The following is a 22,590-nucleotide window of genomic DNA, read 5'->3' on the forward strand; positions in this document are numbered from 1 at the left end:
GATGAAGAACTTTTTGAAAAACTCCAGTGAATGGTTATTAGGAAAATTTAATCCTACGCCTATCAAAGAAAACGAGGTTAAAGAAAGGTATAGCAATACCTTACCTTCTTTTGCCGATAAACTAGCAATGGTGGAGTTTAATGAAAAGGAACAAGTCTTTTTATTGAATGATGGTAAAAGTTTTGGCTCTGGTTTTGAAATAGGAGACATATCAGCCGAAGCTGCCGCTCCTGAGTATTTACAGGCTGTTTTCTTAAAAATACGCGATACCTTTACATCAGTTGTTCCCTTGCATTCCATTGATCCATGGGTTATGCAAATGTTTGTCCAAGACGAATACTCTCTTGAGCCAGTACTTGATCATATCAAAAAGACACTTCCCGAAAACTTACAAGACACTTCATTAACTCAAGATTATTTAAAACGATTAGAAGATTTGTATCATAAAATGTCACAACCTGAAGGATTATTCATTGATCCCAAGACTGGCTCCCCTTATCGTGGAAGAAGGCGTCGTATTCGAGTTCTTTTTTATCGGCAGTTACATCAAACTAATCTTTCTCGTGAAACTGCATTACTAGAGCATCAAGAAGTAATTAATCAAATTGAAATTAAATTGCGCTCTCCAGGGCTTGAAATAAAACGACTTGGAGGTAAGGATTACTACCAGTGGTGGGTACGGTGGTTCAATCCTAAGTCAGCGGATTTACTTTTAAATCAACATTCTTATCCTCAGCCGGTTCCAGCAGGATTTAATTTAGCGCAAAACATTTTATTTTCTCCTCCCGAAAGTGATTCTAAAGGATTTATTTTTGAGAAAACCCATCAAAGAATTTTATACGTGGATGGGTTAAAAGAAGTTCCTGTTATTGGCTTGCTATCGCGTGAACGCCAACAAGCTAATCCCAAACATCGCTATGCAATCTTAGATACATTACCTGAAGGCAGTATTTACACCATACAAGTTGTATTCGCTCATGATGCTACCTTAGACGCTCATCTTACACGATTAGAAAAAGGTATCGTGGGCACTAGTTTGAAACCTGAGGTAGTTAGAAATGATATTAGAGCTGCGCGTAACGAATTAAGTATGGGAAATCGGCTTTTTTGGGTTAACCAAGCTGTGATGTACCAAGCAAAAGATGATCTTGATGCTCAAAACATTGAAAAACGACTCCATAATATTTTCAATGAAGCGAAAATGCCATTGATTCATTCGCAATTCGATTTACATCCACTTAATTCTTTTCTAAATGCTCTACCTTTTAATTTTGATCCATTTTATGCGCGTAAATACCTTTGTTTTGATCGTTTAATGTATGCCACTGAATTAGCTTCTTTACTACCTGTGTACGGCAGAAACCAAGGAGCGAGACATCTTCCATGCTTTCCATTTTTCAATCGATTGGGAGAGCCTATTTTCTTTGATTTACTCCATCATGATTTTATTAGCCAAAATTCACACTGTGCAATTTTTGCTAATTCCGGTGGTGGTAAGTCTGTTCTGATTGGCTGGATGGTGCAATCCCTATTAGCTATGAAAAAAGCACGTATCGTACTTTTTGAAATGGGCAACTCCTTTGATCGTATGCTAACGCATTGCGAGAAACATGGACTTAAAACCAAACAACTCCTTTTATCAAATCAAAAAGATAAAGCTATTCCTCTCAATCCTTTCTGTGATGCCTATAAAGCATTACCTGAGATAAGCGAACAGTCAGAAAACATTGCTATAGAGCTACAAAAATTAAAAGTAGAACGATCACTCATTGCAAACAATGAAGAACTTGATTGTCAAAATGAATCCCGCTCTTATTTAGCAGAATTAGCTTTGGCCTTGCGAACAATGATTACCGAGGCCAATGTGCGTGAGGAAGAGAGCTTTACTTTAGCCGATGAAACCCTACTCATTGAAATATTAAGTGATGCTATTTACGACTCAGCGCAAAAAAATATTCCACAAATGCTTACTGAGCACATCCTAGCAGCTTTTGAAAGACGAATTAATGTCGAAAAAGTGTCTCGTAAAAAAGAGCGCTTACACGATATGGCTGACCGATTAAAAAGCTATGTAATTAATCCCGCCAAAGCACGCTTTTTTAATGTACCCACAGAACCTTTAGATGATTTTGATATTTTCCATATTGATATTTCTGCTATCAAAGAGGACAAAGGCAAACTGGCATTAGTTATGGTTTCTCTTTTGCCTCGAATTTTAGCATTAGCTGAAAGTACTCAAAATGATACGCGTCCAATGTTTCTCGTAATCGATGAAGCCCATATTCAATTCGAAATAGACGTAATTGTTGCTTATGCCACCTTACTCGCAAAAGTTGCGCGTAAATTAGGGCTTTGGCTTATTCCTCTTACGCAAAATATAGCAGACATGAGTTCTGCTAAAGCAACTAAAATTTTATCCCTGATAGAAACATGGATTGTATTAGGCTTAGATGAAAATGAGCTGGCTAATATAAAAAAATTCAAAACGCTCACTCCACAGCAAGAAGCTCTCATTCGAGATATTGATTCCCAGAAAGGCCTATATTCTGAAGCCGTTCTTCTAGGCACACGGTATCAAGGATTATTTCGTGTCATCCCCCCGCGTTATTTACTTGCTTTGCTAATGAATGAAAAGAATGAAAAAGCTGCTCGTAATGAATTGGAGAAAGAACATGACGTCCTTGCTGCTGCTGAAATTATGGCTGAAAGGCTCGAAAAGCCTAAGAAAACTAATGATTCTAGGACTTATTTTTATGACTAATCTTTCTTATGCGATGGAAAGTACAAAGCCTCCTAACCCAATAAATACTTTCTCGATTATGACTCGAGTTTTTCAAAAAATTTTTACTAATAGCCACTATAAAATAATTGGTTCTTGCACTTGGAAGGTTAAAAGTTTCCCACCAAAAATAGCTATAACTCCCTCTATTGAACAATATTTACCAGATCTGATCATTACAGTGAGCAATAAACCTGAAGAAAGCCCATGGCTAGAAGCAAGACTTTTATATGAGAATTCTACCAACCGTAAGGTGTACCAAAAAGCATATAAGGCAGTTACAGGCTTTGCCTTAGGTTTTGGAAATGATAGTGGACAAATAACTAATTTACACATGAATGATGAAAGGACTCGCGTAGTAGATGTAATTGGCAGTCCAGCCGCATTTTATCGATTTCCTTTTCTATCTCATCGCGCAGAAACAGGTTTCGGAATTCCCTATTACCTGGCAGAAGCAGATGCAGTCATGGATAGAACCGAAGCCGCAGAAATTTTATATATGGCTACACACCCGCATCTACTTATTACTCATGATATTGGCACTGCAACGGACCATTGGGGACCAGAAATACCCAGGTTAATGCGAGTAACACAGCCTTATAACTTTCGAGCTTCTGTAGTAGCGGCCATGCATGCAGCCGACATAGTAACCAATAACAACACTCTACATGTTACCAAATCAACCCAGAATTCTTGTGGTAAAAATTGCGTAGTTGCCAATGCCATTTATGATCCACAAAATTCAAAAGTGATCTGGCAAGAAGTATACCCTCTTAATCGTATCATCCACCCGGGTGATTCTAATGACTTTGGCATTAAGGATGATAAGGCGGGGAACGGTAACTACGTCTTTGTACTTTGGCGAAAGTATAGAGGTTGCATTCAACACCGCGGGAAGATTATTAAATCTTTAACTTTTCCAAAAGTAGGAAAACCACAAAAACGATAGGACGATATCATGCTAAAAAACTTTATGGTTCTTATTTCCCTTTTCCCATCCTTACTTATTGCCGGTAATTTTATGCCTAGCGAATCAGATTATTACTATGAACTTGGTGGTACTTCGAATTTATTTGTACCCCCAGTAAACAAAGACCAAACTATTACTATAGGTGCTGATGTTGATGGTCGGCTTGGCTTTTCTTGTAGTGGATTTAATCCGGTAGTTTCTATAACCAATACATTTCAGGACTTAAAAAATTCTGTTGTTAATATTCCTGCTGGGGTCATTAACAATTTAAAAGGATCCGTTGCAGGATATCCGCTTTATAAACTACAACAATCTATGCCAGCGCTTTATAACGTTTTACAAAATACAGCCTCTTTCGCACAAAATGAATTTTCTCTTAAAGTTAAAGATTGCTATGAGGTGAAAGAGTCCCTCGAAGATAATCAATCACCCATGGAAGGACTGCTTTCAGTATCCGATAGCCAAGGATGGCTAGAGGCCTATAAACGCTCAAAAATGGAAAATGTGGATATAACCCAGGCTGCTAAAAGCATTGCTAAAAAGCGTGATGAATACGGCCTACCTTGGATTGGTCATGAAAAAGGAAACGCAGGCGGAAAATTTCAAAGACCAATTAAAGTCATTAATGATGTCGTTATTGCGGGTTATAACATCTTGCTTGAAAGAAAACCTTTAGATTCTTTAGACAAACCCTCTGTTAAAAACCCAATGACGCAAAGCTGGCCGAAACCAATGGATGCTGCTAATTGGGCAGTCAAAGTATTAGGGGATATAAAAGTAAGCACCAGTGACAATAAACAAAATCATGATGCCAAAGCGGGTATTGGTCTTTCAGCACTTCTACAGAGTTGCGTAAATGCGAATACATGTAGTCAAAATATTGCCAAAGCGCTTTGGAAATTAGTAGATGGAAGTTGGGCGCTTACCGAAGAAAATTTAAATAAAGTAAGCGCGTCTAATTTATTAATTACCGATGAAGTAATTATCACAATTCAACACATGCCAAGAGAAGAGCAACTCCTTACCGTATCAAAATTGGCAGAGGAAATTGCAGTACAAAACATGCTGGATAAAGCCTTAATGATGCGCAGGATTCTTCAAGCAGGATTACAAGTCCAAGAAGTGCAGAATTTGAAACCCGCACAAAATATGGTTCTCTTTGCCTTGAAGAAACTAGACAGTGATATTCATTCGTTATCTTTTGAAAACGATGTCCGAAAGAAAATGATGACCGAAACCCTTGGCACTGTTATGGAGACACGTCATCAAGGACAGAATAAGAACATTCCTGGACAAGATCGTGAACAACCCATGGTGAAAAATGGCGCGATTTATGTTCAAGAAAAGGGGGCATAACCATGATAGTTTTTAACCCCTTGTCACTCTATACCACCTATCTTGGATGGCAACAGTATGAAGTACTATTTAGTGCTCTTTGGCAAACAGGACTTTTATATCTAGGCTTTCTTGCGGTTGGATTTCGTTTTCTTAAAAATGTGCTTAACCCTGCAGGAGCTTTTTATGCTGTTGAACATGCTTTAAATAATTTCCTGTATGAGCTAGCAGTTACATTTTTAATTTGCGCCCTATTTATATACCCGTGCGTGCCTCTGCAAACAAAAGCTTTACAATTTAAACCGATATGTGGAATGAAAAGTCCCACAACGGCTGTTATTGGTGATAGTGGTACTACTTATGATGAAGCATTTGCTGATTTAATAACCAATGACGTAAGAATCCCCATTGGCTTTGCCATCATCCAAAATTTTACTTCTAGCCTCACCTACGGTTTGATGAAAGTCACCGGCTGTACCGATAGTTTGCAATCGATACAGGGGGATTTAGTCTCCACTTATTTACCCAGTGATATACGCAAACAAGCGCTTCAATTTCACCGTCAATGTTTTATTGAAGCAAGAACGCAGTTTAATAGTGAAAAACACGAAAATAGTGAATTAGAGTCCATGCTTAAACGTTATGGTGGAGAGGAAGATTTAAATTGGATGGGTTCTAAAATCTTCCAAAAAATGTATTACAACAAACTGCACGCTCGCCAACCAGTTCCAGGATTTACTTTTAACCAAGCACCAAATCAAAACTTAAAAAAAGCAGCTAACCGGGGCGATATTAAACCTGAACAACTTCCTGAAGATGGCTATCCTAGCTGCCAGCAATGGTGGAATCAAATTCGTCGCGATCTAGTGCAGGTTTCAAACCATGCGAGCTTTTTTAATCGCCATCTAAATTATTATGCAATGCTTGATCGGGTTAAGAAGTATAAAGCAACCCACCCCAAAGCCTGGAAGGCGAACATCAGTGCTGAAGACTACATTGCAAAAATGTTACTAAATGAAAGCAAAGATATACAAACCAATGCAGTAAAAAATTTAATGGATAATAATAACAGTAAAGTAGGTTCCGCCATTACACACACCTTAGTAAATGCTGGGCAATGGGTTAAATCATGGACGGTGACCCCTCTTAAAAGAGAGTCGGTTATGCAAACATTGCCCGTTATGCAGGCCTTTTTCATGTTTTTTTTAATAATCCTCACCCCTTTAGTCCTTTCATTGAGCTGCTACAGTCCAAAAGCTTTAGGAAGTATTTGTGCTTTATTTGTAATGGTTATTTTTCTACAGTATCTCTGGCACTTGGTTGGATTTATTGAACGTTCAGTGCTAGATCCCCTCGGAGAGAATGAGACAGTAGCCGCCATGAAAAATATGGCAGTTATCTTTTATTTTATAGCACCAGTACTTCTACTTAGATTATCGAGTCATTTTGGAGGTGCGGCTAGTTCAGGATTAATGGATTTAGTTAGTGCAGGTGATAGCCATAGCGACCAAATGACAAACACTGGAATTCAAGTGGCTAAAACAGGAGCAAAGATTGCCTCAGGAGTAGTTCGGTGAATATCTTACAGATCCTTTCTAAGGAAGGCTTCTTTATATTCAAAAGCACTAATCAATCCCGAATCAAATTTTTGCTGCGTCTCATAAAAAGGTATGTAATTTTTGCTAGGTCTTTCTTCGGCAATACCAAGAATGCCATTCAAAACTACGCTCAAAAGACGAAAAACTCTTTTCATCAGGAGCTCTCCCTATGTTAATAAAATATATCCGTTCAACCATTATAGTAATAACGCAATCTATTTTGCCAATCCTTGGTTTACTTATCTGCACTCCATTGCTTCTAGAAAGCAACGCACTGAATACAGTACGCCACTCACTAGTGAGATTAAACGCATGGTTTCTCTTATTTCATGGATTATTTTATTTTTTTCTTGTTCTTTTATGGCCAAAGGTTGTCTCACGCTATAGGGCTCAAAACCACCTAAACGCTGAGCAAATAAAAATTGCTCTAAACATACGCTGGTATTTATTAGGGATTTTTTTGCTCATTGATAGTCTCGTCCTCTGGAGAAGCATTTGAAAGATTACCCTATTAATAATTTATTGCGCGAACCTTCAGAGATTTGGGCGGCAATAACTTTCTTCTCCATGGCAATACTCATTTATGTTCATCCCTATTATTTTCTTCTAACCTATCAAATGAGTAGATATGCACTATTTTCGCTATCAGTAATGGGAATATATCGAGCCTACCAAGCGTGGAAGGTTAAGCGATATCATAAAAGGCTCTTGGCCATGCCAACCTATTCTTTATCTTCCGTCCAAATTCCTGTATCAAAAAACTGGTTATTTCTCGGTAAAGGATTCCGCTGGCGACCAAGCCACACCCAGAAACTGCATCAAATAAAACAGGTAAAGAATGAAAAATTTATGCAAAGAAAAAAATTTTATCAAACGGTTAGAGGATTTTGCCAAAAATACGAAAATAACCGTTTAACCAAGCTGCTAAATAGCAGTTCAAGACTTAATCCTTTTAGACCAGACCCACCAGTGGGTGGAAGTCCTTTTCTCCATGGAGTCGGTGAAGAGGATAAACCGATTTATATACCCCAAGATGTGCGTGTAGGTCATACGTTTGTAGTGGGAACCACGCGAGTAGGGAAAACAAGACTAGCCAGTATTCTTATTAATCAGGATATTAGAAATGGAGATGCAGTAATCGTTGTGGATCCTAAAGGCGACCAGGAGTTAGTACGAGATATGATTGCAGCCTGTGAAATATCGGGGAGAAATAATGATTTTAAAATAGTTCATCTGGGGTTTCCTGATAAATCAGCGCGCTACAATCCACTCAAAAACTTTGATCAAATAAGTGAAGTAGCGACTCGTATAACTGATGCTATTTCTGCCGAAGGAGAAGGAAAGCAATTCGCAGCCTTTGCTTGGAAATACGTCAATATTGTTGCTATCTGCTTGGAGGAAATGAAGCAAGAAATCACTTACCAATCGATAGCATTTTATATCAGTAGGCTTGATCAGTTGCTTATGAAATATGCAGACTCTATTTTGCCTAGCCATTATCCAAACTACCACTTTCAAATCGACGAAATTATTGAAGAACACGATAGTAAAATTGGAAAAAATAACAAAACAAAATCACGGATGGAACGACATCAGGCAGTTATTGAATACGTCAAAAGCCACATTCATAAAACCATCAAAAATAACAATGCCGAAGCCCTCCACGATCAAATTTTAATCGATTTGTATGATGCAGCTATCATGGATAAGCACTATTATGACAAAATCACTGCTAGCGTTGGTCCAGTGTTATCTGAAATTAATAAAAGCAATGCTTCCAAAATTCTGTCTTCAAGGGCTGAGCTTGGAGATATTGAATTAATGGATGTAATTAAAAACAAGAAAGTCCTCTATATAGGATTAGATAGTTTAACAAACCCCAATATTGCCCAAGCAGTTGGAAAAGCTTTTCTTTCTGATTTGGTTTCTACAGCAGGAAAAATCTACAAGGAACCCAATGCTCGTTATACTCTAAATCTGCACTGTGATGAATTATCAGAAATTATCCAAGATTCCTTTGTTAAAATTCTCAATAAGGCAGGTGGAGCAGGATTCCAAGTTACTGCTTATGCGCAAACCATTCAGGATATGGAAGTGGCTTTGGGCTCTAAAGCAAAAGCTGAAGTTTCTGAAGGTAACTTTAATACCCTTATTATGATGCGAGTGAAAAATGAAGAAACTGCAAATCTTTTAGTTAAAGTTCTCCCTCAAGTGGGTGTAATTGGCCATACTCAGGTTTCTATGGTTAATGATACCCCTCATGGAGAGGACGGGGTTTACTTTAATACTACAAATGAAGACCGCGTTCAGACGTCTTCTGTACCTATGATTGGAGTGGATGATATTATTTCTTTGCCTAAAGGGCAGGCTTTTGTTTTAGTAAATGGAGGAGAAGTCTTTAAGATTAGGGTGCCTCTTCAGGTGTAATTTTAAATATATTCATAAAATTATCATTGGCAGATCATCATATTTTTCTACAATATATTTTTTCAATTCTTCGCTAGATTGTTGATGAAAAGTAGAAAGGGGCTCAAAAGCAGACATTGCTCGTTCTATATTAGTCTTTTGTATTATAAATTTGAAATTGTTAATTCCTATTTTTTTAGCCTTTCCAGTTAATACGCTTACTAAAATGATTGTGCTTTGACCAATTTTAAAGGTTAAATTACTAAACATATAGTAATCACTCATATCGGAGATAACGTCCGTCTCAAAGTGTAAGTTAATCTCAAATGGCCGGAATGAAATAATTTTATCCAACAAATTTATTTCTATTTTTAATTTATCGACCTGTTCTAAGGATGGTTTTTCCTCGATTAAACATGGAAAAAATATTGATGAACGCACTAAACATTCTAATGTTTCTATGTCAATTAATTTAAGGGGTTCACTACTGTTATTCTGCCTAATTGTAAAAACACACTTATTATTTATGTACAATTTTGCTTCATTACCCGCGCTCTGTAATTTATTAAATAAGTTTGCGTATTTAATAAACTCCAATATATTTAAATTTGTACTATTATTGAAATTTGGAATAAATTGAGCGTTATTATTGGATGGATTATACAAAATATCAAAATAGTCCCATGCTATTCTATTTAATCTATATTTCTCATCAAGAAGGTGGTTAAAATCAAGAATATAATGTTTAACCGAAAAATTATATTGGGTAGGTAAATTGTCTTTATATAAATACAGAACCCCCATGTGACTAGGAGTAGGTGGTGAAATTTCTAACTTTGCGTTATCAGCAGAAATGTTTCTGAAAATATATCCAAATCTTTTCTGTAACAAACTGCCTTTTTTTAATTGAATGCTCTCTTTTATACCTAAGAATAAATGGGTAAATTCAATAATATCCGCTTCATTTTCAAAGCCTAAGTTAAAGTTACCGAAACCATCTTCATATCCAGAATTTTTTAGAAAATCTTCTTTATCTTGTCGATATTGTAAGTAATCCTTTCCAATTTCTTTTGCAATGAAGGCCCTAATTTGTGATCCGTCTGTCAATTGTAGGCAATTATCTTCTTCAAACTTAATTTGTAGGGTTTTCTTATGTAGAATATTAAATTCGTCATTTTTTATGGCTTTTGCAACTCTTTTGAGGATCTCAGATATTAGACTTTTATCAAGATGCTTTAGGTATACTTTTGAGGGTTTCAATCTGGAGTTAAATACCATAAAAATAAAAAAGCATGGTATAGGGGATTTGGCAAGACGGTATAAATTACCTAAGTGTATGTTTACCTTTCTGGCCCTTCCTGCTGTTGACTTCACCTGAAAAAAATATGTATATTCCGGCTCATGGATAGTTTGATGTGTAGTTTGCTTGAGGTTAGAGTCCTCAACAAAAAAATCCCATCCTGTTTCATCCTCAATAGACTGATTGATCACAAACTCAGCTTCTGTGCACCAAATGCTAAAATACTTTTCCGCAAGCTTTCCAATTTTTTGACTTACATTAGTCATTTAGCAGGTTCTTTCTAACTATTGATTTACAATTATAGGTTAATCAAATCTTTTTTGCGTCACTGCATTTATGTGCAGTGACGCAGGAAACAAACCTTGATTTTGCTTTGTAAAATCAACACATTAGAACATTTTGTCCTGGCGCGCTTCACGCGTCAGGACAAAATTCTTATCTTTAAGCACTTGCGAAGCAAGTACCACTTTGATAATTTTTAATAGAGCACAACTGAAGAGCTGGTGCGATCCAGCGAAACGTGAATTAGCGTCTTGTGCAAAGCCACTCCTTTCCCTAACTCCGTGGCTGGACGTTCAGTCGGGAAAACCATCTAGGAAACTCTGTCATTCGATAGAGCAACTCCCTTGCGGGGTTTAAGTCAATTCATAACTGACCGTGGACTTGAGATAAGCCCAGGGCTTTTCTTTTTTAAGGAGAACTACTACTAAAAAACTGTTGTAACCGGCTACATCGTTTGCCTTATAACGATTGTTTTGCCCCTACTTCGAGCTTTTACGGTTTTTGCCGGGTTTCATCTTTGAGTGAGCCGCTCGACCAACACTAAACCAGAGACAGGGCAAATAACCTTTGGATTGTGATGAGAAAATATTCCCTAAGACAAGCCGCAAAACGCTACTTAAAGCTTGAAAGTCAAGGAAGCTATACGGAGAAAAAACAACGATACTATGTCATCCAAAAAATGGTTGATGATTTATTTCGTATTGGTGAGGTTCCTAATACATGGCAAAGCTTAGAGACTCAGCACGTTAAAAACTTAGTAAAGTTTTGGAAAAAAAATGGCTTGAAGGATACAACCATCATGCGCCATATGACCATCATTCGCAGTTTTTTACGAAATATTCAGTGCACAGCATCTGGTATAGATAATCAATCCCTACAATTATATCGACCCAAAGTTAAAAAAAGTCACTTAGAGTTGCAATCTAATATTTGGGAGTCCTTTGCAGAGAGTGTTCCCCGCTTAATACTGGCCTTACAAACACAATTTGGTTTAACCTTTAGTGAGTCAATCCTTACCAAGCCAGGAATTCATACTAAAGACTGCAAACTCTGGATAACCCGAGAAATTTCCTTTAATTCTTTGGATCGTATAATTCCTATTAGAAATGAAGTGCAAAAAGAAATTCTAGCGGACTTATCCAACCTTACAAACAACCTCAATCTATTAAATTACCTGGGCTACAACCAAATTCGTATGGATTGGAATAACGCGCTTATTAAGCACTCTTTACCAACAAATAAATCTTGGCGTTACCTTTATGCCAGACAAATGTATAAATATCTCCTGCCCATCCTAGGTAATTATCAGACCTACATAGCCCTACATGCTGAAATGGGAATTAAATCTCGAAATACTCTATGGTCATACCTAAATGAGTAAATCCAAGCTAAAAAGCGCACAATTTTCAATAAACGAGTCTCTGAAAGAGATTAAAGGCTACTCTTTTGCCAGCAAGGCGGACATGCGCCATATTTTAAATCGCTGTATTAAAGATTTGCATGAGAAAGGCTTTAAAGTCGCGCATATCAAAGGACTAAAATCCAAACACATTCATATACTGCTAGAGCAATGGAAGTCCGTAGGTAAAAATCCTGCTACTATGAAAAATTATTTATCCAAATTACGAAAAATTGCAGTGGTATTGAACAAACCTGATTTGGTAAAACCAAATAATGACGCTTATAAGATAGCCAAACGTAGCTATATCCCTACCTACAATAAAGCAATTTTAAATCCTGATTTTTCGCTATGTAAGGATCCATTGATTCGCCTTTCTCTAGAAGCTCAATTTTTATTCGGGTTACGACGAGAAGAGTCTATGAAACTCATTATTAGTGACGCCTGGCGAGGAGGCCATTTAATTATTAAGCCTAGTTGGACTAAAGGAGGGATTGGAAGAACACTAGATATTACCAGTAATGAGCAAAAACAGTGGCTAGATAAAGCCATTCGGCAAATACCTCGCGGGCATTCGTTAATTCCCCATAATAAAACATACAAGCAACACTTAAGGCATTATCAAACGCAAACAGAAAAGATGGGGTTAAAAAAATGTCATGGTCTTAGACACGCTTACGCTCAAAGGCGCTACGAGGAAATTACCCGATGCTTATCCTCAAACAATCAACCTTTTCGATGCCCAATTTCTGGGGGTATTCCTACAAAAAATTTAAAAGGGGAAATGAAAAGTATCGATCGACAAGCGCGTGAAATCATTAGTAGAGAACTTGGACATTGTCGGTTAGCTATTACAAAAATTTATTTAGGTTAGGCCAAGTACCCGAATCATAAATTTTGAATACCTTTCTATATGTTTATTTAATTGCATCATAATCCGTATAAATTTCATGCAAAACTTCTCTTACGTCAGTACCTTTGATTGGCCAACATAAGGTTTTCCAAAATGCCCATCCTAAAGCTCGTATCCAGGTATCATTATCCAGTTGAACTGCATTTTTAAATACCTCTCGTTCTTCGTTAGAGAAAAAATTCCATGCTATTACCAAATCACACGCAGGATCACCTACAGCCAACTGACCGAAATCGATAATAGCGCGCAGTCTTCCATTCCTAACTAAAATATTTCCAACGGCTATGTCTCCGTGAACCCAAACAGGCTTTAAGCGCCATCCAGAAGAAAGTGCCTGTTGCCATAATGAGGCTGCAAGTTGTTGTTCAAGAGAGTTTTTAATTTTAGGAATTGCAACTTGCATTTCATGATCATAAGCCCTTATTGAACTGCCCCTATAAAAGTTCTGTGCCCCGGCCAAAGGTCCACCTGTAGCATCTAAAGTTTGAAATTCTTTTAAATATTTTCCTAATGTTTCTGCAAAACATTTTATATCTTGAATATTCTGTCTTGAAGCAGACTCCCCTTCAATCCAGCGATTAATACTCCAATGCCATGGATAAGCTGGTGATGGTTTTCCAAGTGCAATAGGTTGCGTGATTTGAAAGGAGAGTTGTTTAGAAAGCCATGGCAACCATTGATATTCTTTCTTTATTTGTGGCTCATACTCCTTATCGCTAGGCAAACGAATCACCATTTCTTCACCTAGATGAAACGTACGATTATCCCAGCCACCTTGAGTCACTGGGTGAATTGGCAGTGAAAGCCATTGTGGATATTGCTCGGCAATCAGCTTTTGGACTAAGTTTTTGTCAATTTTTACTTTATCCATTGAGACCTTATGTATATTTCTATTGGGATATCTTAACATATGTCTTAAAAGTGTATAAAAAGCACTCATCATACCGAGGTAAAAATGATTGTAATAAAAAAGCTGAGCGAATTGCATGTAGATGAATTGGCGTTATATCTCAATCATTATCAAGAAACGACCATGTTCATTAGAAACAATTTATGCCACTCGGGAATTACCTACCAAGATGGACCCTTCCACGGAGAATATTACGGCTCCTTTGAGAACAACCAACTGAATGGCGTTTTAGCGCATTATTGGAATGGTAACGTGATGATGCAAGCTGAAAATTTTTCTGCATTATCAGCATTAGTAGACGAATTCAAACTTAAAAAGACAAGGCAAATTGCCGGGATACTAGGTGAAGATACTCAAGCCAATTTTGTCATTGATAAACTGGGCTTACAATCATCCCTATTCGCAATTAATTATCAGGAAAAATTATTCTTACTTAATCTTGAAAAAATGACTACACCTCAAGCGGTTCATTCCTATGACTGCACGCTCAAAACAGTGGATTGTGAAATGGATGTCATTAAAGAATGGCTTATCGCTTATCATATAGAAGCGCTTGGAGACGATGCTAACAACCCCAAGCTTGAAGAATCCATTATTTATGAAATTCAAGATACGCAACTTAGTCAATATCGATGGGTTTTGTTTGTAAATAATACCCCTGTTTCATTATGTGGGTTTAATGCCAATCTACCTGATATTGTACAGCTAGGTCCGGTTTATACTCCTCCTGCTTTTAGAAATAAAGGATTTGCCAGAACCGCTGTGTATCTTTGCTTAAAGCAAGCCGCTTTAAAACAAGTCAAAAGAGCTATTTTGTTCACCAATGATCATTCTGCAATACGTTCTTATAAGTCACTTGGTTTTCAAGAAATAGGAAAATATCGACTGGCAATACTAAAATAATTTCAATGAAGTTCATTTGATATCGCTCACAAATAACGCTTGCTTTCCAATACAAGCCTGCCTAATCTGAAAGCAACACAACTGATGAGCCAGTGCAATTCTGGTGAAACCTGTAGGTCTTGTGATTTGCCATCTTGTACCCCTAATTCCATGGCAGAGCGTTTAGCAGGGAAATCCACAGGAAATGTCTTTACGACTTCGCGTCAGAGGAGTGCCTTGAGCACATCATCATTAATAACTAGGTAAAATCAATTATTTGACCTTTTTGCATAACCCAATTGGGATTTTGATTATCCCTTTGGGGCTAATCTCCCTATTTATAAGGAGCTAAGTATGCATCAGCAAGAAAAAGTACAATTGGATATTGAGCATTTACTGTTTGAACTGAACTGTTGCGTAAATAATTTAAGTCGTTACCGGCTTAAAATTAACCGCGATGACATTCAGCAGGCAGAATTAAGTTTAAGTAAATTAGAATCACTCATCTCGTTTTCTAAACAAGTCGCAAAAATGTCAGCTTAGCGACATAGAGTACAGATGCGCTATATGCTGCTGTGAAGAAATCGAAATGAAATTCTTTTTTTAATATAAACCCAGTGCGGGAGTAATTTCCCGCCAAGGATTGCTCCCTAATAGGAGATAATCCCATGGAAAAACCTTCAATTTACGTTGCTTGTTTAGCCTCTTACAACAATGCCATTTTACATGGCGTCTGGATAGATGCTACTCAAAGGGAAGAGGAAATTATGGAAAAAATTTGGAGTATGCTTGATTGTAGCTCTGAACCAAATGCAGAAGAATTCGCTATTCATGATTATGAAGGCTTCGGCAATATCAGAATTCATGAGTTTGAGGCAATATCTAATATCCTAGAGTACGCAGCGTTTATTAAGAAATATGGTGAGTTGGGTCTTGCCCTTCTTGAGGAGTATTCAATAGACGATGCACAAACTATGCTAGAGGACAATTATCAGGGCTGTTACTTTTCTGAGATTGATTTTGCCAGTCAGTTATTTGATGAATGCTATGCACATCAACTTCCGGAGCATGTGAGCTGCTATCTTGATTATGAGGCTTTTGCTAGAGATCTTTTTATCAGCGAGTATTTTTCTATAGAAGTTAGTGGAAAAACGCATGTTTTTTTAACTTAGACCTTAATTGAGCCCTTTTGGGGCTCAATTAATCTAAAAAGATTATTTTATGCCTCATTACTATTACACTTGCCCCCAAAGCGGCGAACTAAACAACTATCCCCAACATTAGCGTGAACCAAGATTAAACAATTTTTCCAAAAGAAATTAATTACCCATGGGACTCGATGGTATTACTTGCATATACTTAAAAATTTAAATTTATTTCTACAAATTTAATTTATACTTAAATACCTCGTATTTTATGGTCTATACCCTGAACTACCCTGGATTAGGTCTTTGCTGGATTATCTTATCCCATGAAGCGTATGATTAATCATTAATTGACTTAATTAAGCAGTACTTATTAAATAATTTTTACTTTAGTCTAAGTTAAGGGTTAACGTATGAAAGCAAGCTGTTTTCTCCGAGGGGTTGTTATAACACTTCATCTCTGCTGGGGAGGAACAACGTTTGCTATTTCACAAAATAGACCATTGACTCTAACCGAGGCAGAACACCTGGCAATTGCTACCTCGCCTGAGCTGCAACGTTTGAAATCTGTTAGTTCAGCTCTAAGGCAACAATCTATCGCTGAAGGCCAATTACCAGACCCTCAATTAACCGCTGGTGCTATTAATGTCCCCACGGATTCCTTTAGTTTTACTCAAGATGAAATGACAATGGTACAAATCGGTGTGCAACAACAATTTGCACGCGGTCGTTCATTAAAAATGAAATCCCAGCAGACCCGCTCCCTGGCAAAAGCAGAATTAATTAAAGCAAATGAGCAAACGCTTACCTTGCTACGAAATGTACGGGAAACGTGGTTAGAGCTGTATTATTGGACTGAAGCTTTACGTGTTATTCGCCTTAATCAATCCTTATATAAAGAGTTACTAAAAGTAACCGAATCTCAATACAGCACAGGCAAAATCAATCCGATGTCGTGCAAGCTCAGTTGGAATTATCTGGACTGAATAATCGAGCTATTCAAAATCAGCAGCAAATCGAGATTTTGAAAGCACAACTAGGTCGGTGGATTGGAATGAAAAACGCTAGCCGCCCTTTAGTACTGTCGATGCCACGATGGTCCATGCTACCTTCTTTCGCTATACTAAAAAAACACTTACTCAAGCACCCCTTGTTACAAGCAGACGCTGCGAATGTAGAGGCGTCTTGTTATGAAGTCGCTTACGCTAAAGAGCAATATAAGCCGGGGTGGCAATTTGGTATAAGTTATGGCGTAAGAGAAGGAAGAATGCCAGATGGGATGCCACGTTCTGATATGTTAACTGCCCAAATCACCATGGACTTACCCTTGTTTACCGCCAATCGTCAAGATAGGTTATTAAGCGCCAGCTTAAATCGATTAAATGTAAGCCAATTCGACAGACATACCCATTTCCGTGATTTAATGCAAGCATTAACAACACAATATGCCGTGTGGCAGCGCCTTTCAGAGCGTGAACATTTATATAGTAATCAATTGATACCTGAAGCAAAGCAAAATACTAAAGCAGCGTTACTAGCTTATCAAAATACTACGACTGAATTAACTGCGGTATTGCGTGCTTATAGCAGTCAACTAACCTTTCAATTAGAACAAATTCAACTTAGGGTTGAGCGCTTAAAGACACGTGCCACCTTGCTCTATCTCGAAGGAATCCTATCATGAATAAGAGGTTATTATTGATTTTTGCCATGGTTCTTATTCTGGGGGTTTTTGTTGGGCGCTGGTCTATGGAATTTCCCAATGAAAAAGGAGTACCTTCTAAAGCAGAAAAAACACCACTTTACTGGATTGATGCTATGGAGCCAACCATTCATTATCCAGGACCTGGAAAATCACGCATGGGTATGGAGCTTACACCAGTATATGCTGATGAAAATCAAGATGACTCCGCTATAAAAATTTCGCCTACAGTTATTAATAACATGGGAGTTCGTAGCGCGCCTGTGAAAAAAACCACGTTGGCAAGGCAAATCGTTACGGTAGGTTATGTGGAGCCTAATGAAAATCAAATCGGTCACATTCACACGTATGCTGATGGCTGGGTAAAAAATTTAGTTGTAAAAACGGTTGGTGAGACCGTGAATAAAGGCCAGCTCCTATTGGAATATTATTCTCCTGCACTTGTTACGGCTCAAGAAGAATATTTAATTGCATTGGAGAGTAAAAATCCTTCTTTAATCAAAGCTTCCTATAAAAAATTACAGGCCCTTCATATTTCTGAGCAACAAATTGAGCAAATCAAGTCCAGCCGAAAATCCAATAATTTAGTGGCCATTTATGCTCCGCAAGATGGTATTGTGACACAACTTAACATTCGAGAAGGCATGCGAGTCACACCCGATCTTGAAATGATGAGTCTTGTCGATCTTTCTACGGTGTGGATAATAGCTCAAATCTTTGAAGAACAAGCAAGCTGGCTCCATTTAGGAGATATTGCTGAAGCACGGGTATCGGCTTTCCCTCAAAAAATTTGGAAAGGTACGGTTGAATACGTTTATCCACAATTGGATCCGATGACACGGACCATTAAAGTTAGATTTCGTTTTGATAATCAAGAAAATCAGTTAAAGCCCAATATGTATGTCAGTATATCCATATTGGCAAAACCCAAATCTAATATCCTAACGATCCCTCTGGAAGCATTAATCCGAAGCAGTCAAGGAGATCGTGTCATTGTGGCCTTAGATAAGGGTCGCTTCGAAGTGCGCCCTGTAACCATTGGAATGGAATCAGGTGCAGAAGTTGAGATCCTCTCAGGGCTTACAGTTGGGGAAAATGTGGTTATTTCAGGGCAATTTCTTATCGACTCCGAAGCAAATTTAAAGGCAGGACTTGAACGATTGCAAGTGCCAACTCAAAATACGAAATCCCAACAGCAATCTTCGGCAAAAAATAACGATATTTTTAAAGCAAAAGGCATTATTAAGGCACTGAATATTTTCCAAAACACAATCACCATTCAGCATGAACCCATTCCTGACTTGAACTGGTCTAGCATGACAATGCCTTTTAGTGTTGCAAAAAATGTGACTTTAAAGCAATTTAAAGTAGGCGATAGTATTACTTTCACATTGCAGAAAGAAAAAAATGAACAAGTAATCATTACATCTATCACTATTATCAATCAAGGAGGAAAGTCACATGAAAACAAACACCATTAAGCAAGTAATTCACCCTGTTGTTCTCTTACTCACTAGTCTCTTCTTGGTCACTTTTCTTACTGTTGCTATGGCAGAACCTATGGCCGCTACTTCAGATACCAATTCAAAATCGGATGAAATTTCAGCGCAAGGCATTATTGTATCAATAGATAGCAAGAACCAACAATTAACCATCAATCATCAAGCGATCCCTGCTTTAAATTGGCCAGCAATGACTATGGCTTTTTCAGTAGAATCCACCGTTTCTTTGAAAGATGCTACAGCGGGCGATTCCATCGAGTTTAGTTTAAAAAAAGCCGGTGATGATAGCTATAGGGTGACATCCGTTAAGAAATTATCCCATTAAGAAGAAAGTAGATGATTGCTGCCATTATTCGCTGGTCAATAAAAAATCGTTTTTTAGTCTTACTGTTGACCGGTATGTTGATACTGGGAGGAATTTATACGGTTAATAATACCGTAGTCGACGCCATACCTGATTTGTCGGATGTACAAGTCATCATTAAAACGGAGTTTCCTGGGCAAGTGCCCCAAGTTGTTGAAGATCAAGTGACTTATCCCTTAACAACAGCCATGCTAGCGGTGCCTGGGGCAGTCATAGTAAGGGGTGAATCGGGTTTTGGTGTTTCCTATGTTTATATTATTTTTAAAGATGGAGTGGATTTGTATTGGGCGCGTTCGCGTGTTTTAGAATATTTAAGTCAAATTTCCAATCGACTACCAGCAGGAGCACAAACCGCGTTAGGTCCCGATGCAACAGGGGTTGGCTGGGTATACGAATACGCTTTAGTGGATCGTACCGGCAAACACGATCTCGCACAATTAACCAGCCTACAAAATTGGTTTTTAAAATATGAGTTACAAAAGGTTCCGGGTGTTGCTGAAGTAGCGACCGCTGGAGGCATGATTAAGCAATATCAGATTACCTTAGATCCCAATCGTTTACGCGCCTATGGTTTGACATTGGATCAAATCAAACAAGCAGTCCTTCGGGGTAATCGGGAAGCAGGCGGCTCTGCCATTGAAATGGGAGAAGCCGAATACATGATAAGGGCTAAGGGGTATTTAAAATCAATTAAAGACATTGAGCAAATTCCTGTGGGATTGGGTAAAAATGGCGTGCCTATTTTGTTAAAGGAAGTTGCTGAAGTGCAATTGGGTCCTCAAATGCGTCGTGGTATTACCGAATTAAATGGCGAAGGGGAAGTAGTAGGTGGAATTATTGTCATGCGGTTTGGTCAAAACGCCATGCAGACGATTGAGGGTGTCAAAAATAAACTTAAACAATTAAAAGCAAGCCTACCTAAAGGGGTAGAAATTATTACTACCTACGATCGCTCAAGCTTGATAACACGTGCCATAAATACCTTGCGTGATAAGTTAATTGAAGAATTTATTGTTGTTTCTTTGATTTGTGTCGTCTTTTTATTTCATTTTCGGTCTTCATTAATTATTGTAATTAGCTTACCCATTAGTATTTTGCTGGCATTTATGGTCATGCATATTCAGGGAATTAATGCCAACATTATGTCTTTAGGCGGGATTGCTATTGCTATTGGAGCTATGGTTGATGCTGCTATTGTTATGATTGAAAATGCCCATAAGCATTTAGAGAAAGACTCTCTGACTGCAGAAAACCGCTGGCAAGTGATGCAGAAAGCAGCGCTGGAAGTAGGACCCCCCTTGTTCTTTTCTTTACTCATTATTACCGTTAGTTTTTTGCCAGTTTTTAGCTTACAAGCCCAAGAAGGCCGTTTATTTACGCCGCTTGCTTTTACTAAAACCTATGCGATGGCAGCAGCCGCCATACTTTCTATCACTTTAGTTCCCGTGCTCATGGGTTATCTAATCAGAGGCAAAATAAAAGCAGAGCATGAAAATCCAGTCAATCGGATGTTAATTGCCCTTTATCGCCCTGTTTTACACGCCAGTTTAAAATCTCCAAAAATCACTCTGGCAACAGTTCTACTTATTCTCATTATTGGTTTTTTACCTTTCTTTTATTTGGGAAATGAATTTATGCCTGAACTGGATGAGGGGGATTTACTTTACATGCCAACGACATTTCCCGGAATTTCCATAGGTAAAGCTCAACAAATTTTACAACAAACCGATAAACTCATTGCCACGGTTCCTGAAGTAAAAACGGTATTTGGCAAAATAGGGCGGAGTGAAACAGCCACCGATCCTGCTCCGTTATCCATGCTAGAAACCACTATCCAGTTTAAACCCAAAGAAGAATGGCGACCAGGGATGACTATAGATAAATTAAGGGATGAATTGGCATTACGCGTTAAATTTCCAGGGTTATCAAATGCCTGGGTTATGCCTATTCGAACTCGCATTGATATGCTGGCAACGGGGATAAAAACACCGGTTGGGATTAAAATTGCAGGTCCCGATTTAACTATTATCCAATCGATTGGTCAACAACTGGAAACGGTATTAAAAAAAATTCCGGGGACAACGTCTGTTTTTGCCGAACGGGTTGCCAGTAGCCGCTACATTAACATCGATATTGACCGACTAAAAGCCGCTCGTTATGGCTTAAATGTAGAGGACATCCAACAAATCATTGAAACAGCAGTGGGTGGCATGAATGTGACTCAAACAATTGAAGGACGAGAACGTTATCCCATTAATCTGCGCTATCCTCGCGAAATTCGTGACTCCTTAGAGAGTTTACGCTTATTACCCATTGTCGCACCTTCAGGGGCTACCATTCCTTTAAATGAAGTCGCTAAAGTCACTATCTCTGAAGGCCCGGATATGATTCGCAGTGAAAATGCAAGGCTCAACGGTTGGGTTTATGTTGATATCGCCGGGCGCGATTTAGGCTCTTATGTTGAAGAGGCAAAAAACGCTGTTAATATTCAAGTGAAATTACCTGCTGGTTATTCATTAGCCTGGTCAGGACAATATGAATATTTAGAGCGTGCAAAAGAACACCTCTCTCTCGTTGCACCCTTGACGTTAGGTATTATTGCCTTTTTACTTTTTCTTAATTTTGGTCGCTTAGGCGAAGTGATTATCATTTTAGCTACATTGCCTTTAGCGCTGGTGGGTGGCATTTGGTTATTGTATTTATTAGGATATAACTTATCGGTTGCAGTAGGGATAGGTTTTATCGCTCTTGCAGGCGTTGCGGCAGAAACGGGTGTAATCATGCTCGTATTTCTTAATCAAGCTTTGGAAAAACAACAACAGAAAGCACAGCAAGAGCAGCGCACTCTTACCAAAGATAATGTATATACTGCGGTTGTCGAAGGTGCACTCCTACGCTTACGCCCCAAAATCATGACTGTGACTGCTATTATCGGGGGGTTATTACCTATTATGATATTAAGTGGAACAGGCTCAGAGGTCATGCGTCGAATTGCCGCACCGATGGTAGGGGGTATGGTCAGCGCTACAATACTTACACTTATTGCCATACCAGTGATTTATCTTTTGTGGCAACAAAGAAATACGGTTAAATAATGAATATA

General features: G+C 38.2%; 18 protein-coding genes. 15 read left to right on the forward strand and 3 right to left on the reverse strand.

Annotated features, from left to right (window positions below; genetic code table 11):
• Position 1: 1 nt before the first annotated feature.
• Genes EL206_RS02910 through EL206_RS02925 form a run of 4 tightly spaced genes read left to right on the forward strand, consistent with a single transcriptional unit; the run spans position 2 to position 6,661 of the window.
• On the forward strand, positions 2 to 2,761 hold the full coding sequence (locus EL206_RS02910) for a conjugative transfer ATPase (protein ID WP_058462047.1): 2,760 nt from the start codon (positions 2 to 4) through the stop codon (positions 2,759 to 2,761).
• On the forward strand, positions 2,754 to 3,728 hold the full coding sequence (locus EL206_RS02915) for a TIGR03756 family integrating conjugative element protein (protein WP_058462390.1): 975 nt from the start codon (positions 2,754 to 2,756) through the stop codon (positions 3,726 to 3,728). Before EL206_RS02910 ends, EL206_RS02915 begins: the two co-directional genes overlap by 8 nt.
• Before the next feature lie 9 nt (positions 3,729 to 3,737).
• Positions 3,738 to 5,105, forward strand: coding sequence for an integrating conjugative element protein (locus EL206_RS02920; RefSeq protein WP_058462048.1), 1,368 nt, complete (start codon positions 3,738 to 3,740; stop codon positions 5,103 to 5,105).
• Positions 5,106 to 5,107: 2 nt separating this feature from the next.
• On the forward strand, positions 5,108 to 6,661 hold the full coding sequence (locus EL206_RS02925; protein WP_058462049.1) for a conjugal transfer protein TraG N-terminal domain-containing protein: 1,554 nt from the start codon (positions 5,108 to 5,110) through the stop codon (positions 6,659 to 6,661).
• Positions 6,662 to 6,666: 5 nt separating this feature from the next.
• On the opposite strand, the gene EL206_RS09945 is transcribed toward EL206_RS02925, so the two are convergent.
• Positions 6,667 to 6,837, reverse strand: coding sequence for a hypothetical protein (locus EL206_RS09945; protein ID WP_165476668.1), 171 nt, complete (start codon positions 6,835 to 6,837; stop codon positions 6,667 to 6,669).
• 340 nt (positions 6,838 to 7,177) lie between these two features.
• On the opposite strand from EL206_RS09945, the gene traD reads away from it, so the two are divergent.
• Entirely contained in the window at positions 7,178 to 9,109 is a 1,932-nt protein-coding gene (gene traD / locus EL206_RS02935) for a type IV conjugative transfer system coupling protein TraD (protein WP_058462051.1), read from the forward strand.
• Positions 9,110 to 9,121: 12 nt separating this feature from the next.
• Here traD and EL206_RS02940 read toward each other — a convergent pair whose 3' ends face one another.
• Positions 9,122 to 10,654 carry a hypothetical protein gene (locus tag EL206_RS02940; RefSeq protein WP_058462052.1) on the reverse strand — a complete coding sequence of 511 codons (1,533 nt, stop codon included), beginning with the start codon at positions 10,652 to 10,654 and terminating at the stop codon, positions 9,122 to 9,124.
• Positions 10,655 to 11,247: 593 nt separating this feature from the next.
• On the opposite strand from EL206_RS02940, the gene EL206_RS02950 reads away from it, so the two are divergent.
• Both EL206_RS02950 and EL206_RS02955 read left to right on the forward strand, forming a co-directional pair.
• Positions 11,248 to 12,051, forward strand: a complete 804-nt coding sequence (locus EL206_RS02950) for a phage integrase N-terminal domain-containing protein (protein WP_058462053.1) — start codon at positions 11,248 to 11,250, stop codon at positions 12,049 to 12,051.
• On the forward strand, positions 12,044 to 12,943 hold the full coding sequence (locus EL206_RS02955) for a phage integrase N-terminal domain-containing protein (protein ID WP_058462054.1): 900 nt from the start codon (positions 12,044 to 12,046) through the stop codon (positions 12,941 to 12,943). Before EL206_RS02950 ends, EL206_RS02955 begins: the two co-directional genes overlap by 8 nt.
• 43 nt (positions 12,944 to 12,986) lie before the next feature.
• On the opposite strand, the gene EL206_RS02960 is transcribed toward EL206_RS02955, so the two are convergent.
• On the reverse strand, positions 12,987 to 13,853 hold the full coding sequence (locus EL206_RS02960) for an aminoglycoside phosphotransferase family protein (protein WP_058462055.1): 867 nt from the start codon (positions 13,851 to 13,853) through the stop codon (positions 12,987 to 12,989).
• A gap of 84 nt (positions 13,854 to 13,937) precedes the next feature.
• Between EL206_RS02960 and EL206_RS02965 the strand changes: the two genes are divergently transcribed.
• The 8 genes from EL206_RS02965 (at position 13,938) to EL206_RS02995 (ending at position 22,582) form a co-directional block, all read left to right on the forward strand.
• Positions 13,938 to 14,795: a GNAT family N-acetyltransferase gene (locus tag EL206_RS02965; RefSeq protein WP_058462056.1), complete on the forward strand. Its 858-nt coding sequence runs from the start codon at positions 13,938 to 13,940 to the stop codon at positions 14,793 to 14,795.
• 333 nt (positions 14,796 to 15,128) lie between these two features.
• Positions 15,129 to 15,317: a hypothetical protein gene (locus EL206_RS02970; RefSeq protein WP_058462057.1), complete on the forward strand. Its 189-nt coding sequence runs from the start codon at positions 15,129 to 15,131 to the stop codon at positions 15,315 to 15,317.
• 125 nt (positions 15,318 to 15,442) lie between these two features.
• Positions 15,443 to 15,946: an antirestriction protein ArdA gene (locus EL206_RS02975; RefSeq protein WP_058462058.1), complete on the forward strand. Its 504-nt coding sequence runs from the start codon at positions 15,443 to 15,445 to the stop codon at positions 15,944 to 15,946.
• A 386-nt stretch (positions 15,947 to 16,332) separates the two neighbouring features.
• Positions 16,333 to 16,905 (forward strand): TolC family protein, encoded by a 573-nt coding sequence (locus EL206_RS10055; protein WP_232048493.1) that lies wholly within the window; start codon positions 16,333 to 16,335, stop codon positions 16,903 to 16,905.
• On the forward strand, positions 16,887 to 17,603 hold the full coding sequence (locus EL206_RS10060) for a TolC family protein (protein WP_232048494.1): 717 nt from the start codon (positions 16,887 to 16,889) through the stop codon (positions 17,601 to 17,603). Before EL206_RS10055 ends, EL206_RS10060 begins: the two co-directional genes overlap by 19 nt.
• Complete coding sequence (locus tag EL206_RS02985; RefSeq protein WP_065310930.1) at positions 17,600 to 19,102, forward strand: efflux RND transporter periplasmic adaptor subunit; 1,503 nt, start codon at positions 17,600 to 17,602, stop codon at positions 19,100 to 19,102. The genes EL206_RS10060 and EL206_RS02985 overlap by 4 nt, the downstream gene beginning before the upstream one ends.
• Positions 19,083 to 19,448 (forward strand): copper-binding protein, encoded by a 366-nt coding sequence (locus EL206_RS02990; protein WP_058462059.1) that lies wholly within the window; start codon positions 19,083 to 19,085, stop codon positions 19,446 to 19,448. The genes EL206_RS02985 and EL206_RS02990 overlap by 20 nt, the downstream gene beginning before the upstream one ends.
• A gap of 11 nt (positions 19,449 to 19,459) precedes the next feature.
• Positions 19,460 to 22,582 (forward strand): efflux RND transporter permease subunit, encoded by a 3,123-nt coding sequence (locus EL206_RS02995; protein ID WP_058462060.1) that lies wholly within the window; start codon positions 19,460 to 19,462, stop codon positions 22,580 to 22,582.
• The last annotated feature ends 8 nt before the right edge of the window (positions 22,583 to 22,590 follow it).

The organism is Legionella adelaidensis (assembly GCF_900637865.1).
Taxonomy (GTDB): domain Bacteria; phylum Pseudomonadota; class Gammaproteobacteria; order Legionellales; family Legionellaceae; genus Legionella_A; species Legionella_A adelaidensis.

Excerpts from the sequence above, each read along its gene's own strand:
- EL206_RS02910 (WP_058462047.1), top strand. The coding sequence starts at position 2 with ATGAAGAACTTTTTGAAAAACTCCAGTGAATGGTTATTAGGAAAATTT.
- EL206_RS02915 (WP_058462390.1), top strand. The coding sequence starts at position 2,754 with ATGACTAATCTTTCTTATGCGATGGAAAGTACAAAGCCTCCTAACCCA.
- EL206_RS02920 (WP_058462048.1), top strand. The coding sequence starts at position 3,738 with ATGCTAAAAAACTTTATGGTTCTTATTTCCCTTTTCCCATCCTTACTT.
- EL206_RS02925 (WP_058462049.1), top strand. The coding sequence starts at position 5,108 with ATGATAGTTTTTAACCCCTTGTCACTCTATACCACCTATCTTGGATGG.
- EL206_RS09945 (WP_165476668.1), bottom strand. The coding sequence starts at position 6,837 with ATGAAAAGAGTTTTTCGTCTTTTGAGCGTAGTTTTGAATGGCATTCTT.
- EL206_RS02940 (WP_058462052.1), bottom strand. The coding sequence starts at position 10,654 with ATGACTAATGTAAGTCAAAAAATTGGAAAGCTTGCGGAAAAGTATTTT.
- EL206_RS02950 (WP_058462053.1), top strand. The coding sequence starts at position 11,248 with ATGAGAAAATATTCCCTAAGACAAGCCGCAAAACGCTACTTAAAGCTT.
- EL206_RS02955 (WP_058462054.1), top strand. The coding sequence starts at position 12,044 with ATGAGTAAATCCAAGCTAAAAAGCGCACAATTTTCAATAAACGAGTCT.
- EL206_RS02960 (WP_058462055.1), bottom strand. The coding sequence starts at position 13,853 with ATGGATAAAGTAAAAATTGACAAAAACTTAGTCCAAAAGCTGATTGCC.
- EL206_RS02965 (WP_058462056.1), top strand. The coding sequence starts at position 13,938 with ATGATTGTAATAAAAAAGCTGAGCGAATTGCATGTAGATGAATTGGCG.
- EL206_RS02970 (WP_058462057.1), top strand. The coding sequence starts at position 15,129 with ATGCATCAGCAAGAAAAAGTACAATTGGATATTGAGCATTTACTGTTT.
- EL206_RS02975 (WP_058462058.1), top strand. The coding sequence starts at position 15,443 with ATGGAAAAACCTTCAATTTACGTTGCTTGTTTAGCCTCTTACAACAAT.
- EL206_RS10055 (WP_232048493.1), top strand. The coding sequence starts at position 16,333 with ATGAAAGCAAGCTGTTTTCTCCGAGGGGTTGTTATAACACTTCATCTC.
- EL206_RS02985 (WP_065310930.1), top strand. The coding sequence starts at position 17,600 with ATGAATAAGAGGTTATTATTGATTTTTGCCATGGTTCTTATTCTGGGG.
- EL206_RS02990 (WP_058462059.1), top strand. The coding sequence starts at position 19,083 with ATGAAAACAAACACCATTAAGCAAGTAATTCACCCTGTTGTTCTCTTA.
- EL206_RS02995 (WP_058462060.1), top strand. The coding sequence starts at position 19,460 with ATGATTGCTGCCATTATTCGCTGGTCAATAAAAAATCGTTTTTTAGTC.